This window comes from Haloactinopolyspora alba, assembly GCF_003014555.1.
Classification (GTDB): Bacteria; Actinomycetota; Actinomycetes; order Jiangellales; family Jiangellaceae; genus Haloactinopolyspora; species Haloactinopolyspora alba.
On record NZ_PYGE01000005.1, the window covers coordinates 149,385 to 163,444 of the forward strand.

General features: G+C 71.5%; 14 protein-coding genes and 1 pseudogene. 4 read left to right on the forward strand and 11 right to left on the reverse strand.

Features of this window, described 5'->3' with window-relative positions; translation table 11 throughout:
* Positions 1-33: 33 nt before the first annotated feature.
* The gene (locus tag CLV30_RS26380; protein ID WP_106536876.1) at positions 34-744 is read left to right on the forward strand and encodes a hypothetical protein; all 711 of its coding nucleotides are present in this window, start codon (positions 34-36) and stop codon (positions 742-744) included.
* Positions 745-905: 161 nt separating this feature from the next.
* Here the strand turns inward: CLV30_RS26380 and CLV30_RS09050 are convergent, their stop codons facing one another.
* The gene (locus tag CLV30_RS09050; RefSeq protein WP_106536877.1) at positions 906-1,901 is read right to left on the reverse strand and encodes a LacI family DNA-binding transcriptional regulator; all 996 of its coding nucleotides are present in this window, start codon (positions 1,899-1,901) and stop codon (positions 906-908) included.
* Positions 1,902-2,039: 138 nt separating this feature from the next.
* Between CLV30_RS09050 and CLV30_RS09055 the strand changes: the two genes are divergently transcribed.
* Both CLV30_RS09055 and CLV30_RS09060 read left to right on the forward strand, forming a co-directional pair.
* A complete protein-coding gene (locus tag CLV30_RS09055; protein ID WP_106536878.1) occupies positions 2,040-3,461 on the forward strand; it encodes an L-fucose/L-arabinose isomerase family protein in 1,422 nt (473 codons plus the stop codon).
* 160 nt (positions 3,462-3,621) lie between these two features.
* Positions 3,622-5,097 (forward strand): FGGY-family carbohydrate kinase, encoded by a 1,476-nt coding sequence (locus CLV30_RS09060; RefSeq protein WP_106536879.1) that lies wholly within the window; start codon positions 3,622-3,624, stop codon positions 5,095-5,097.
* Positions 5,098-5,188: 91 nt separating this feature from the next.
* Here CLV30_RS09060 and CLV30_RS09065 read toward each other — a convergent pair whose 3' ends face one another.
* The 3 genes from CLV30_RS09065 to CLV30_RS09075 form a co-directional block, all read right to left on the reverse strand.
* Positions 5,189-6,136, reverse strand: a complete 948-nt coding sequence (locus tag CLV30_RS09065; RefSeq protein ID WP_106536880.1) for a siderophore-interacting protein — start codon at positions 6,134-6,136, stop codon at positions 5,189-5,191.
* A 102-nt stretch (positions 6,137-6,238) separates the two neighbouring features.
* Positions 6,239-6,490 (reverse strand): GNAT family N-acetyltransferase, encoded by a 252-nt coding sequence (locus CLV30_RS27810; RefSeq protein WP_106536881.1) that lies wholly within the window; start codon positions 6,488-6,490, stop codon positions 6,239-6,241.
* A complete protein-coding gene (locus CLV30_RS09075; protein WP_106536882.1) occupies positions 6,421-6,723 on the reverse strand; it encodes a GNAT family N-acetyltransferase in 303 nt (100 codons plus the stop codon). The genes CLV30_RS27810 and CLV30_RS09075 overlap by 70 nt, the downstream gene beginning before the upstream one ends.
* A gap of 82 nt (positions 6,724-6,805) precedes the next feature.
* On the opposite strand from CLV30_RS09075, the gene CLV30_RS09080 reads away from it, so the two are divergent.
* Entirely contained in the window at positions 6,806-7,528 is a 723-nt protein-coding gene (locus tag CLV30_RS09080) for a GNAT family N-acetyltransferase (RefSeq protein WP_129711003.1), read from the forward strand.
* Positions 7,529-7,587: 59 nt separating this feature from the next.
* Here CLV30_RS09080 and CLV30_RS27265 read toward each other — a convergent pair whose 3' ends face one another.
* The 7 genes and pseudogenes from CLV30_RS27265 to CLV30_RS09110 form a co-directional block, all read right to left on the reverse strand.
* Positions 7,588-8,217, reverse strand: a complete 630-nt coding sequence (locus tag CLV30_RS27265) for a hypothetical protein (protein ID WP_240723301.1) — start codon at positions 8,215-8,217, stop codon at positions 7,588-7,590.
* A gap of 279 nt (positions 8,218-8,496) precedes the next feature.
* Positions 8,497-8,655, reverse strand: a pseudogene (locus tag CLV30_RS27815) (type IV toxin-antitoxin system AbiEi family antitoxin domain-containing protein); the annotation flags it as partial.
* 287 nt (positions 8,656-8,942) lie between these two features.
* On the reverse strand, positions 8,943-9,869 hold the full coding sequence (locus tag CLV30_RS09090) for an aldose 1-epimerase family protein (protein ID WP_106536885.1): 927 nt from the start codon (positions 9,867-9,869) through the stop codon (positions 8,943-8,945).
* Positions 9,866-10,972, reverse strand: a complete 1,107-nt coding sequence (galK, locus tag CLV30_RS09095; RefSeq protein ID WP_106536886.1) for a galactokinase — start codon at positions 10,970-10,972, stop codon at positions 9,866-9,868. Before galK ends, CLV30_RS09090 begins: the two co-directional genes overlap by 4 nt.
* On the reverse strand, positions 10,969-11,955 hold the full coding sequence (galE, locus tag CLV30_RS09100) for a UDP-glucose 4-epimerase GalE (protein WP_106536887.1): 987 nt from the start codon (positions 11,953-11,955) through the stop codon (positions 10,969-10,971). The genes galK and galE overlap by 4 nt, the downstream gene beginning before the upstream one ends.
* Entirely contained in the window at positions 11,952-13,049 is a 1,098-nt protein-coding gene (galT, locus tag CLV30_RS09105; protein ID WP_106536888.1) for a galactose-1-phosphate uridylyltransferase, read from the reverse strand. Before galT ends, galE begins: the two co-directional genes overlap by 4 nt.
* The gene (locus CLV30_RS09110) at positions 13,046-13,858 is read right to left on the reverse strand and encodes a DeoR/GlpR family DNA-binding transcription regulator (RefSeq protein ID WP_106536889.1); all 813 of its coding nucleotides are present in this window, start codon (positions 13,856-13,858) and stop codon (positions 13,046-13,048) included. The genes galT and CLV30_RS09110 overlap by 4 nt, the downstream gene beginning before the upstream one ends.
* Positions 13,859-14,060 lie beyond the last annotated feature (202 nt).

A 14,060-nucleotide genomic window follows, 5' to 3' on the forward strand; every position in this document is an offset into this window, starting at 1 on the left:
GCCCGAGCGACGCCGGCGGCCCGGGCGAGGCAGGTGGCCCGGGCGCTCCCGGCGGGCCGGGAGAGGTGGTGGGCGCGTGGATCCGCCGCCCGGGGCGGATGCGCATCGAGGAGCCGGACGGCCGCGTCCACACGGTCGGCGACAACCGGCACCGCGGCGCGACCGTCCCGGGTCAGCGTTCTGACGGACGACGACCCGGACGCGCGGCCGGCGGCACTGCCGCCCCGGCCGGAGTACTGCTTTCCGCTGGACCCGTGGGCGCCGCAGCCGCTGCGCCGGCCGGACGGCCTCGTCTCCGAGCGGCCGGACGACGCGGAGCTCGTCTACGACGACCCGATGTACGACAACTACCGCTGGGTCGCGATGCTCGACCCGGTCGAACTGGCAGACGGGACGGCGGCCGACGGTCCCGTGCACGACCCCTCGGTCCGGGGTGTCGACGTTGTCGATCTGGTCGGGACGTCGCGGGCGGGGCGCGAGACGGTCGAGGCCACGGTGCGCCCGACGGCCGACTACGACCCGCGGTGTTCGTGCTGTCCGCTGCTGTTCGACCGGGTGGCGGCCGGCATCCTGCTCGACGAGGGCGGTCCGTCACCGGCGCGGCAGGCATACCCGGAGGCGTTCCGGGTGGCGTTGGACGTCGCGACCGGCATCGTCGTCAGCGTCCGCGATCTCGGCGGGGACGAGGACGGCTCGGGCTTCGACGTGACCATCCACGACGCCGATTTGGTCGCCGGCCGCTGACACCGCGGGCGGGTTCCGACGGCTGTCCTGGTCCGGCGCACAGCGGCCCGGGCGACTCCGGTAATCGATTTCCTAGCGCGGCACTCGGTGATCGTCAGGGATCCATTACTGCTGGAGCGACAGTGGATCCCTGACGATCACGCCGGTGGCCGCCGCCGGCCTCACCGGGTCGAACTGCCGCGTACCTGCAGCGACGTGGGCAGGACGACCCGCTCTGCCGGGCCGTCCGGCGTGCTGGAACGCCGGGCCAGCAACTGTGCCGCGCGCCGGCCGACCTCGTAGGTGGGTTGCGCGACCGTCGTCAGGGTGGGGCGGATCAGGTCCGCCCACGGGATGGAGTCGAACCCGACGATGGCGACGTCGGACGGGACCGCGAGGCCGCGCTGGACCAGGCACTCCATGGCGCCGATGGTCATCAGGTTGTTCGCCGCGAACACGGCCTGTGGTGCCGCGCCCTCGTCGAGCAGCGAGGACATCGCGTCGTAGCCGCCGCGCTCGCGGAAGTCGGCGTAGCGGATGAGATCGTCGTCGACGGCCAGCCCGGCCTGGGTGAGCGCATGCGCGTACCCGTCGAGACGCTGGGTGGCGGTGCTGAGCCAGCGCGGCCCGGCGATGCAGGCGATCCGGGTGTTGCCCTGCTCGATCAGGTGCGTGGTGGCGAGGTCGGCGCCGTGCGCGTTGTCGACCAGGACCGTGTCGGCGTCGACCCCCTGCAGCTCGCGGTCGATGACCACGACCGGGCACTCCGACTCGAGCAGCAGGTTGACGTCGTCGACGTGGTTCGACGACGGCGAGATGACGACCCCGGCCATCTGCTCGGTCAGCGCCGCCGCGATGTAGTTCGACTCCTTCTCCGGGTTCTCGTCGCTGTTGCACAGCACCACCGAGAAGCCGGCCGAGGACGCGACGTCCTCGATCCCGCGGACCATCGAGGTGAAGAACGGGTTCTCGATGTCGGAGACGATGACGGCCCAGAGGCTGGTCTGGCTGGTGCGCAGGTTGCGGGCGACGGCGTTGCGCCGGTATCCGAGCTGGGCGACGGCTGCGGTGACCCGTTCGGCGAGCGCAGGGTCGACCTTGACGTGCCCGTTGAGTACACGTGACACCGTCGCCGCGGATACACCAGCATGCCGCGCCACATCGTAGATCGTGGCCACGTATCGCCCCTTTCTTTCCCCCCGCATTGGATACCACGCCGTGCGGTGGGTCACCGGCGTTGACATCCGTCCAGCGGTCATCTTAGCGTGTGTGCAATCGATTTCTCATCAGGATACCGACTGAGACGGGAGAAGACCGTGGCGCGTATCGGCCTGTTGACCATCTCCGACGGACGTGACTTCGTCCACCGCGACATCGAGGCGCTGGCCCGTTCGACGGAGGCGGACGTCGCCACGGCGTTGGAGCGCGCGGGACACGAAGTCGTCCGCGCACCCGAGCCCGTCTCGACGAACGAGCTGGCCTCCAGCCAGGCACGGCTGGTGGCCGAGTCCCGTCCGGACGTGACCATCTTCAACTACCCGGTGTGGGCGTTCCCGCACTTCTCGATGCTGGCCGCCGACGCGACACCGGGGCCGCTGGTGCTGCTCGCCAGCATCGACCCGGTGCAGCCGGGCATGGTCGGCATGCTCGCCGCGGGCGGCTCGCTCGACCAGGTCGGCCGGGTCCACGGCCGGGTGTGGGGCGACGTCGGCGACCCCGCGACGCTGGAGCGGCTGCTCGTGCACGTGCGCGCGGCACAGGCCGTGGGCGGGCTGCGCGGCAGCACCTTCGGCCGCTTCGGCGGGCGCCCGATGGGCATGTACACCGCCGTGGCCAACACCGACCAGTGGTTGTCGACGTTCGGCGTGGACGTCGAGGAGATCGACCAGTGGGAGATCGTCCGCCGTTCCGAGCTGGTGCCCGAGTCGCGGGCGCGGGCCGGCCGGGAGTGGCTCGAGGCGCACGCGAACGTCCACTACGACGGCAAGCAGCTCACCCCCGAGATCCTGGAGCGCCAGATCCGCTCGTACCACGCGGTGCGCGAGCTGATCGACGAGTGGAACCTCGACTTCTCCGGCATCAAGGGCCAGCCGGAGCTGACGACGCACTTCACCACCATGGACATCACCGAGGCCTTCCTCAACGATCCCTACGACTGGGAGGGCCCGAAGCCGACGCACGTCACGGCCACCGAGTCGGACATGGACGCGGCGTTGACCATGCAGGTGCTCAAGCTGATCTCCGGCGATCCGGTGCTGTTCGCGGACGTGCGGCACTACAACGCCGAACGCGACATGTGGGACATGTGCAACTCCGGGCAGCACGCGACCTGGTACGCCGCGCGCAGCGACGACCCGGCCGAGAACCTGCGGCGGGTGAACCTCTACCCGGAGGTGTTCTTCTTCCCGGCCGGCGGCGCGTCGGTGCAGCACGTGGCGGCGCCGGGAGAGATGACGCTGGCACGGCTGACCCGGTACGACGGGCGGTACCGGATGCAGGTCGTGCGGGGTGCCTTCGAGGACTACGGCGACGAGATCAACGAGAAGCTGGCGCGCGAGTCGACGTTCGAGTGGCCGCACGCGTTCACCCGGATGCAGGTGCCGGCCGACGAGTTCCTGTCCCGGTTCGGCGCGAACCACATCCACGCGGTGCCCGGTGACCACGTCGCCGAGCTCGAGCAGGTGTGCCGCCTGCTCGACGTCGAGTTCCAGCCGCTGGGGCCCGGCTCGGCAGGCTGAGCAGCGGTCTGACGGCGGCGACTGCCCCGGACGTGGCACGTGTCACGTCCGGGGTATGTTGGTCGCCGCTGACGTGGAACGTGTGGTGCGGCTCGTGTCGCGGCGAGTCGCGCTCGCAGCACTGACTCGATCCGGAGCGCGACCAGGAGGGTGGAGATCGATGACCGATCTCGTTCTCGGCATCGACATCGGCACGGCGAGCAGCAAGGCCGTCCTGGCGTCCACGGACGGTGAGGTCGTCGCGGTCCACGTCGTCGAGCACGACGTGCAGCGGCCGCAGCCGGGCTGGGTCGAGCAGGACGCCGACGCGGTGTGGTGGGGCGACGTGTGCGCGCTGGCACGGCGGATGGTCGCGGAGGTCGACGCGTACCGGATTGGCGCGGTGTGCGTCAGCGGCATCGGCCCGACGGTGCTCGTCGGCGACGATGCCGGGCGGCCGCTGCGACCGGCGATCCTGTACGGCGTCGACACCCGCGCCGTCGGCGTGGCCGCCGAGCTCGAGGCCGAGCTGGGTGCGGACGAGGTGCTGCGGCGGTGCGGTTCGCGGCTGTCGTCGCAGTCGGCCGGCCCGAAGGTCGAGTGGGTCCGCCGGCACGAGCCGGAGGTGTGGCAGCGCACCCGCCACCTGTTCATGGCGAACAGCTACGTCGTCTACCGGCTCACCGGCGCGTACGTTCTCGATCACCACTCGGCGAACCAGTGCCAGCCGATGTACGACCGTGCTCGCTGCGCGTGGATCCCGGAGTGGAGCGACCGGGTCGCGCCCGGGCTCGAGCTGCCGGAGCTGCGCTGGCCCGCCGAGGTCGCCGGGCACATCACGGCCGAGGCGGCCGAACAGACCGGGCTGCGTGCCGGAACCGCGGTGGCGGTCGGCACCATCGACGCGTGGGCCGAGGCCGAGAGCGTGGACGTGCGCCACCCCGGCGACGTCATGGTCATGTACGGCTCGACGATGTTCTTCATCGCGGTCACCAGCGAGCCGGTCGTGCACTCGCAGCTGTGGGGCACCGTCGGCCAGCACGCGGGACTGCACACGCTGGCCGGGGGGATGGCCAGCTCCGGCTCGATCACCGGGTGGTTCCGGCATCTGGTCGGCGACCGCCCGTACGAGGAGCTGGTGGCCGACGCGGGCGACGTCCGTGCCGGGGCGGACGGCCTGCTGGCGCTGCCGTACTTCGACGGCGAGCGCACGCCGTTCGCCGACCCGGACGCGCGGGGCGTCGTCGCCGGGCTGTCGCTGCGGCACGGCGCCGGGCACGTCTATCGCGCGTTGCTCGAGGCGACCGCGTTCGGCGTCCGGCACAACCTCGAGGCGTTCGGCGAGGCGGGGGTACCGGTGGAGCGGATCGTCGCGGTGGGCGGCGGAACGAAGGGCGACCTGTGGACCCGCATCGTCAGCAGCGCCGCGGGCATCGATCAGGAGGTGCCGCCGGTGACGGTGGGCGCGGCCTACGGCGACGCCAAGTTCGCCGCCGTCGCGGTCGGTGCGGCCGACCGCGACGACCGGTGGAGCCAGGGCGGCCATACGGTGCAGCCGGTCCCGGCGGAGTCCGAGGTCTACGACCGCCTGTACCCGATGTACCGGTCCCTGTACGAGCAGACCCGCGACATCCAGCACGCTCTCGCCGTGTCCTGAATGATCACGTTCGCCATGGAATTCCATGCGTCACCACCCGTACAGCCCTGGTGACGCGTGCAATCGCCTGGTGATGCAGGGCAGCGCCGCGTCAGCACTCAGCGCGGCCGGTACGCCAGTAACCCATGAACGTGACGGCGCCCTTGTCGATGCCGCGATCGCCCACGAGGTGCCGCCGGATCGTCTTGACCGCGCCGGCCTCACCCGCGACCCACGCGTACACCGGGCTGCCGGCTCCGGCGGCGACCTCCCACAGCACCTCGAGGTCGATGTCCACCGTGTCGACGGCGCTGGCGTCGGCCGACGCCGCATGTGGGCCGGTCCCGAAGTCGGAGGCGAGCACCGCGTCGACCAGCAGGGCACCGTTGGCCGCGGCCGATCCGTCGGGGCGGCGCCGGCACAGCCAGGTCACCTCGGCGTGCTCCGGCGCCGGCAGGTCGAGGACGTCGCCGTCGTCGGGAACCTCCAGCAGGACACGGACCCGCCGCGGGCAGGCCGGCGAGTCGCGCAGCGACTCGAGGATGCCGGCGACGGCAGGCAGGGCGGTCTCGTCGCCGGCGACGAGCACGTCGCGCGCGTCGACGGGCGGGTTCCACTCGTGCCCCTGGCAGTCGGTGCCGTAGGCACGGTTGGGCCCGATCAGCGCCACCTCGTCGCCTACCGCGGCGCGCGACGCCCAGGCCGACGCGGGACCGTGGTCGCCGTGCAGCGCGAAGTCGATGTCGACTTCGCGCCGGTCCGGCCGGACCGCACGGATGGTGTACGTGCGCAGGAACCCGCGGGTCTCCGGGTCGGCGGCGCGGTACTCCCGGTACCACTCGGTGGGCGACAGCTCGGGTACGTGGCGGCCGTCCCGGGACAGGTAGAGCTTGACCCGCTGGTCCGGGCCGTCGTGTCCGAACTCGTGCAGGTCGTCGCCGGTGAACGTGATGCGCACGAACGACGGACTGAGCGTGTGAGTCCCAGCCACGGTCACCCGGAACGGTCGCCAGGGGGTGGCCGGGGTGGTCTGGCCCGCGTGTTCGGTCGTGACGGTCATCGATATCCCTGTCGGAAAGATTGCTTCACCTTATTTAGGCGAGGCTAACCGACGAACCGCGCGGGCGCACGCCCCGGGGGAGGGACAGGTCGCAGAACCTTGTCAAACACTCGAGGAAAGCCGAACGGACTCCTCCTCGAAGCCCAGCCGAGCGTAGAAGGAACGTGCCCGGTGGTTGGCGACACCGGTGTCCAGCATGATCCGGTGTGCGCCACGGTCCCGGGACCAGGCCTTCAACCGCTCGACGAGGGCACGCCCGATACCTCTGCCCTCCTCCTGCTCGGTTACCGCAACCAGCCCGACGTAGACCTGACGCTGCCCGGTCCAGTGGACTGCACCTGAGCAGTTGCGAATCCGGCGACATCGCCCTGGGAGGACTCGGCCACCAACACGACCGCTTCGTCGGAAGCCGGCCGGTCGACGTCATGTTCCGCGAAGCCGACAAACGCACCGACGACGTCGTCGTGGTCCAGCCACGGCGCGACTCCCTCCGAGATCCTTGGCGTGAACCGGAGGACGACGTCACGGTCGCTCGCTTCGTACGGTCGAATCACGAAGTCCATGAGCATCAGGCTGTCACGGCCCACCCGTGAGCCTCACCCGCGCCGGCGTTAGTCTGTTTCGGTGCTGTCGACGTCGTTGATCGAACTCCACGACCACGATGCACTGGTGGCTTTCACCGACGGCCACCCGGTGGCCCGGTGGAACCATTCGGCGAGGCGGTTCCAGCAGGCCTGGGGTCTGGGCCGAGCCGCGTGCTTCACCGCCGGCGGCAGGTTCGGGCGCATCCTCATGGTGTTCGGCGACCATGAGGACGCGGAGCGGCTGACGTCGACCGCGCTGACTGTCGTGAACACCGGCGACGATGTCGCGCTCGACATGGTGGTGGTGCCGCGTGGGGCGGCCGGTCCGGGCCGCGAACGGTTCGTACCGCGGCACGAGTGGGAATGGTTCTGGACCACCGAGGTACCGGCGCACCGGCCGGGCGAAGCAGCTGTCGAACAGCTGGATACCGACGACGTAGCCGTTGCGGACGAGCTCACCGAACTCCTACGGGCCTCGTCGCCCGCGACGTCGGCTCTGCCTGGCGACCCGACAGTGGATTCCTGGTACGGCGTACGGGATACAGCGGGCGCGCTCGTCGCCTGCGCCGCAGAGTCCGAGCGCTCGTCGGAGGTTCCGAACCTGCGGGCGATCGCCGTACGCCCCGACCTGCGTGGCCGCGGGGTCGGCGCGGATGTGACGGCGCGTGTGATGCGCGTCGGCTTCGACGCTGGCGCGCCCGCAGTCACGCTGGGCATGTATTCCGACAACGACACTGCACGCGGCATGTACGAACGCTTGGGCTTCCGGATGGGCCAGGCGTTCACCACGTGGATCGCTCGGGCGTGACGGCGACAGCCCCAGGTCGTGAGCTGTCAGCCGATGGTCATGAGCGCGTCGAAGCGGGGTCAGCGGTCCCAACCGGCGGGAAGGACGATCGATGCCGGTCGCGGGGAGGGCCAGTCGTGTGGTTGCGGCTCGACGGGGCCGGTGTCGGGGTCGTGCTTCCACCACCGGATCGGCTCGTGGCGTGGTGGGTTGTCGCGTAGCAGGGCCGTGAACCGGCGGGCGAGTTCTGCCCGGTCGCGGCTGGCGAGGTCCCAGTCGTAACGGGCGAGGTCGAGTCCGAGCCTGCGTAGGCGCCATTCCCGTTCGCTCTGGCGGGCGACGATCTGGGACGCATCCGGGCGGTTGTCGTACTTGATCGCGCCGTCGGCCTCGCTGGCCACCCCGTGGTGGGGCCACAGCCCGTCGACCCGGAACTCGGGGCGCTCGGCGCCGACCCAGGCGTTGGAGACCGGCATCGGCAGGTCGAACTCGATGCAGGTGAACCGGCCGAGGGTCTCGATGGGCGACTCCGCCAGCGGGTCGGCGTGCGCGGCGACCCACCGCGCCCGATGGACGCCTACCCAGCCGGACATGTGCGCGGCACCCTCGTGGAGGTCCGCGCCGGTGCTAGCGGCAGCGTCGGCGACAACCAGAGCGTGCGGGATCGGACCGGTCCTGGCGACCTCGGCCACGGCCCACTCCCGGCTCATCACCCCCACCCGCCCGACCCGCCGCGCCTGACCGAACGGAATGTATACGGATCGTATTACTCCCTGGGCAGTGCGCCGGCCGGTGCATCCGGTGGCCGTACTCCTCACCGCCTGCGGAACCTGCGGTGGTCTCCCGATAGTCGGCATTTCCCACACGACCACGGCCGACCAACCAGTGAGGAAGATCAAAGGTCCACGGCTGGCGGCGAACGCCCGCGCCCGCATCAGGTGTCGCTCCCACGGCGTCGCTGTGCGGTAGGCCTCGGCCGAGGCATAACACCCCGGTGCGACCCGATTCAGGAGGCCAGCCTGGTGCATCCGCCGTAGGCGTCGTTCGCCCACCCCGGCTGCAGCGGCCGTGGCGATGTCGACCACGCCGTGTTCGCGATGGAGCAGTTCGGTGATGTCGCGGGGCAGGGAGCGTAACCGTGCGGGCATGCCGACACGATGCGTGATGCGCTGCTGGTGCGGGAGGTGGAGAGCGAGTTCTGTGGACAACGTGCGGTTGCCCTCTGCATCCGCCCCGCCCTCTGCGCCCGAGTGGGTTGTGCGCACGGAGGTAGCCGAGAGGCTCTCACAGTCGTATGCGCGAATTCCGGACGGATAGCGGCCCTAGGAGGCGGCCATTCGTCCGGAATTCGCGCATACGACTGTCAGCGCACGGAACTCCGTGCCGACCTGGGGCGATGCGTCCGGGTGCGAGCCTCGTCGAACCGCGGTGACCGTCAGTGCGAGGACGGCGAGAGGGCGGAAATGGTCCAGGTGGCCTGGTGCGAGGCGCCGGGTGCGAGGGCGACCACGTCGGTGCCGGAGTTGAACGCGTCCGGCGGGCAGGTCATCGGCTCGACGGCCATCCCGGCCCGGTGGGCGGCCTCGCCGGGCCGGTCGCCGGTGTGGATCTGGATCCACGGGCACCGCGTCGCGTCCCAGGACATCTCGACGCCTTGTCCGGTGCCGTCACGCAGCCGGGCGCGGCTGCGTCCGTCCGGGTCGTGGCCCAGCGCCGTGAACGCGTGATCGACGAACGTGTCGCCGACCCGTCGTCCGTCGCGGAAGTCCAGTGCCGTCCCGTCGACCGACGCCCGTTCCACGGGTAGCAGCCGGTCGGGGGTCACCTCCAGGTACTCCGACGCGGGCAGCTCCAGCGTCCAGTCGTCGACCCGGCCGTCGCCTGCCACCAGATACGGATGCGGCGCGCAGCCGTACGGTGCCGCGCTGTCCCCGGTGTTGCTCGCCTCGACGCTCCAGTGCAGCCCGTCGTCGTCGAGCCGGTAGCGCACCGTCAGCTCCAGCGGGTGCGGGTAGCCGGGCTGGGGGACGAGCCGGTGCCGCAGCACCGCGTGGCCGGCCTCGTGCTCGACGACCTGCCAGCGCACCCACGTGACCAGGCCGTGCAGCGCGTTGCCGCGGGCCGGCTCGGTGACGGGAAGCTGGCGCGAGACGCCGCCGAACGAGTACCGACCGTCGGCGATCCGGTTGGGCCACGGGGCGAGCACGGCACCTCGATGCGCCGGCCGGATCTCGTCCGGCCCGAAGCCGACGACCAGCGGCCGGGTCTCGACCCGCAGTTCACGCAGCGTCGCGCCGACCTCCGTGACGACGGCGGTGTAGTCACCGTGGTGCAGTTCGAGCTGGCTGCCGCTGGGGCTCACTGGTCCTCCTGAACACCGGCGCCGACGGCCGGGACGACGACGAACGTGTGCGGTTCGGTGAACCCGTTCCGCTCGAACGCGGTGCGGGCGCCTTCGGCCACCGCGTCGCTGCGTTCGCGGTCCACCAGGGCGATGACCGAGCCGCCGAAGCCGCCGCCGGTCATCCGGGCGCCGAGGGCGCCGGCCTGCATCGCGGCCTCGACGGCCACGTCCACCTCCGGGGCGCTGATCTCGTAGTCGTCGCGCATGGATGCGTGCGACTCGGTGAGCAGCGGCGCGATGTCGGGCACCTTGCCGGCGCGCAGCAGGTCGACGGTGCGCAGTACCCGCGCGTTCTCGGTCAGGATGTGCCGGACCCGCCGCCGGAGCACGTCGTCGCCGAGCCGGTCCACGACCGCGTCGACCTGCTGTTCCTGCAGCGCACGCAGCGTGGACACGCCCAGCTGGGCCGCGGCTTCCTCGCAGGAGGCGCGCCGCGCGCCGTACTCGCCGTCGGCGTGGCTGTGTGCGGCGCGAGTGTCGATGATCAGCAGGGCGAGCCCGGCCGCGTCGAGGTCGCAGGGGATCGGCTGAGCGCTGACGGCGCGGGCGTCGAAGAGGACCACCTGCCCGTCCCCGCCGTGCATCGCGGCCATCTGGTCCATGGCTCCGGTGGGCGCGCCGACGTAGTCGTTCTCGGCCCGCTGCGCGATCAGCGCCATGCCGGTCCGGTCGAGGCCCAGACCGGCGACCCGGTCGAGGGCCACCAGCACCGCGCACTCGAGCGCCGCGGACGACGACAGGCCCGCTCCGCGGGGCACGTCGCTGTCGACGACGACGTCGGCGCCGGGCACCTCGTGCCCGCTCTCGCGCAGCGACCAGAAGACGCCGGCGACGTAGGCGGCCCAGCCGTCGACGTCACCGGGCTGGGTGGCCCGGTCGAACGTGACGGTCGACGATCCCGGAGCGGACGACGAGGCGGTGACGACGCCGTCGGCGCGCGGTTGCACCCGGGCGCGGGTACGGTGCGGCAGGGCCAGCGGCAGCGCGAACCCGCCGTTGTAGTCGGTGTGCTCGCCGATCAGGTTGACCCGGCCGGGAGCGGAACCGGTGACCGTGTTCATCGGGTGATCGTCTCCGGGTGTGTGGTCGTGAACCGCCAGGCGTCGGCGACGATGCGGTCCAGGTCGTGTTGCGGGTGCCAGCCGAGCTCGGTGCCGATGCGCTCGGCCGAGGCGACGAGCACCGGCGGGTCGCCGGCGCGGCGGTCGCGCTCGCGTGTCGGGACCGGGTGGCCGGTGACGCGCCGCACGGACTCGACGACCTCGCGCACGGTGTAGCCGGTGCCGGTGCCGAGGTTGTAGATCCTGTGCGAGCCGTGCGTGCCGACGGACTCGGCCGAGCCGGTGGCGTCGAGCGCCAGCTCGTGTGCCCGGGCGAGGTCGTCGACGTGCAGGTAGTCGCGGACCGCGGTGCCGTCGCGGGTGGGGTAGTCGGTACCGAAGACGTCCACCGCGTCGCGGTGACCGGCCGGAACGTCGAGGATGTTCGGGATCAGGTGCGTCTCCGGGTCGTGCCGCTCGCCGTGCCGGCCGACGGCGCCGGCGACGTTGAAGTACCGCAGGCTCATCGCGGCCAACCCGCGAGCCGAGGCCGTGCCCGCGAGCAGGTGGTCGACGGCGAGCTTGCTGTGCCCGTACGGGTTGATCGGCGCCGCCGGCGCGTCCTCGGTGATCGGCGTGCGATCCGGCCGGCCGTAGGCCGCCGCCGTGGACGAGAACACCAGCCGCCGCACCCGCGCGGCCGTCATCGCCTCGACCAGGCGCAGCGTGCCGGCGACGTTGTTCCACCAGTACCGCTCCGGCTCCGCCACCGACTCGCCGACCAGCGATTTCGCGGCGAAGTGCAGGACGGCGTCGAACGACGCGTCGAGCAGGTCAGTGGCGTCGGCGATGCCGGCGTGGACGAACCCGGCGCCGTCCGGCACGGCGTCCCGGTGGCCGGTGGAGAGGTCGTCGAGGACGACGACGGTGTGCCCGGCGGTCAGCAGCCGCGCCGCGACGACCGAGCCGATGTACCCGGCCCCACCGGTGACCAGAAGTTTCACGACTCCTCCTCGGTGGGTTCGGTGCCGGCCGCGCGCAACCGGGCGGCCACGTCCTCGGGCAGCACGTCCGTGACGAACGCGCCCATGCCCGACTCGGAGCCGGCCAGGTACTTCAGCTTGGCCGGCGCGCGCTTGGTCGACGACAGCTGCAGGTGCAGGTACGCGAGGTCGTGCCCGGTGCTGACCGGAGCCTGGTGCCACGCCGCGACGTAGGGCAGCGGCCGGTCGTACAGCCGGTCGAACCGGCGCAGCACGTCGAGGTAGAGCCGGGCGAAGTCGTCGCGCTCGTGGTCGTCGAGCTCGGGGATGCTGGTGACCTGCCGGTGCGGATACAGGTGCACCTCGACCGGCCAGCGCGCGAACGCCGGGACGAAGGCCGTCCAGTGCGCCGACGACGCGACGACGCGTTCGCCTGCGGCGCGTTCCTCCGCGAGCACGTCGGCGAACAGGTTCCGCCCGGTGCGGTCGTGGTGGCGACGCGCCGAGTCGAGCATGGTCGCGGTGCGCGGTGTGACGAACGGGTAGGCGTAGATCTGCCCGTGCGGGTGTGACAGCGTCACGCCGATCTCCTCGCCCCGGTTCTCGAAGCAGAACACCTGCTCGACCGCTGGATGCTCGGACAGGGCGGCGGTCCGGTCGGCCCAGGCGTCGACGACCAGCCGGGCCTGCTCCGGGCTGAGCGTGGCGAACGATCCGTCGTGGTCACTGCTGAAACAGACCACCTCGCAGCGTCCGCGGCCGGGGGCGCGCGGCACCAGAGCGGTGCCGTCGTTCGGTTGCTCGGCCGCGGCGGACAGGCTGGGGAAGCGGTTCTCGAAGACGACGACCCGGTAGTCCGGCGCCGGGACCTCGGTCCGCCGATCGCCGCGGGACGGGCACAGCGGGCACTGGGCGGCCTGCGGCAGGTGGGTGCGGTCCTGCCGGTGCGAGGCCAGGACGACCCACTCGTTCAGCAGCGGGTCGTGGCGCAGCTGGGAGGTGGTGCTGACGGGGGGCAGGTCCCGCAGGTCGGGATGGTGGTCGCGACCGTCGTCGTCGGCGTCGAAGTAGATGATCTCGCGACCGTCGCTGAGGTGATCGGTGGTCTTCTTCACGATGGCGTGTCCGCGGTCCCGGTGGTCGTGGTGGGCTCGGATGGCGCGATGACGAGCTTGCCGACGTGCTCGTTCAGCACGTCGTGCGCCTCGGGTGGCAGGCCCTCGTCGCTGATGACGACGTCGGCCTCGTCCAGCGCGGCGATGGTGCTGATGCCGATCGTGTCCCACTTGGTGTGGTCGGCGAGGACCACGAGCCGTTTGCCCGCGGCGACGAGCGCGCGGTCGGTGTCGGCTTCGAGCAGGTTCGGCGTGGTGAACCCGGCGCTCGGGTCGATGCCGTGCACGCCGAGGAACACCACGTCGAGGTGCAGCTGGCGCAGCGACGACACGGCGATCGGACCGACCAGCGCGTCCGACGGCGTGCGGACGCCGCCGGTGAGCACCACGTTCAGGTCCGAGTCGTCGTCGGCGCGCAGCACGTCGGCCACCCGCATCGAGTTCGTCACGACGGTGAGCCCGGGGATGTTGCGCAGGTGTTGTGCGAGGGTCCAGGTGGTCGTGCCGGCGGAGACGCCGACGGCGGAGCCGGGGGTGACCTGATCGGCCGCGGCGCGCGCGATGGCGTCCTTCTCGTCCTGCTGGCGCAGCCACTTCACCTCGAACCCGGGTTCCTCGGTGCTCGGTGTGCGCTTGGACGTGGCGCCGCCGTGCACCTTGTCGAGGGCGCCTCGCGCGACCAGCGCGTCGAGATCGCGCCGGATCGTCATGTCCGAGACACCGAACTGGGCCGCCAGTTCGGCCACCCGGACGGCCCCTCGCCGGCGCACTTCGTCCAGGATGTGTCCCTGTCGTTCGGCTGCCAGCATCCGTTGCCCCCTGTCTCAGCCGGGTGGAGTCGGCGGTGTGTCGCGTCTGCGTGGTCGATCACGACCGATCGCGCCACGTCGTAGCGAGCGTTCAATTGTGTCCGGTCCTTGCGTGTCGAGCATACATCGCGGCGTCGATCCCGCGTCCGCAGGTGCGCCCGGCGTGCCTGATGGGCACCGAGATCGCAGGTGAGACCGGGAT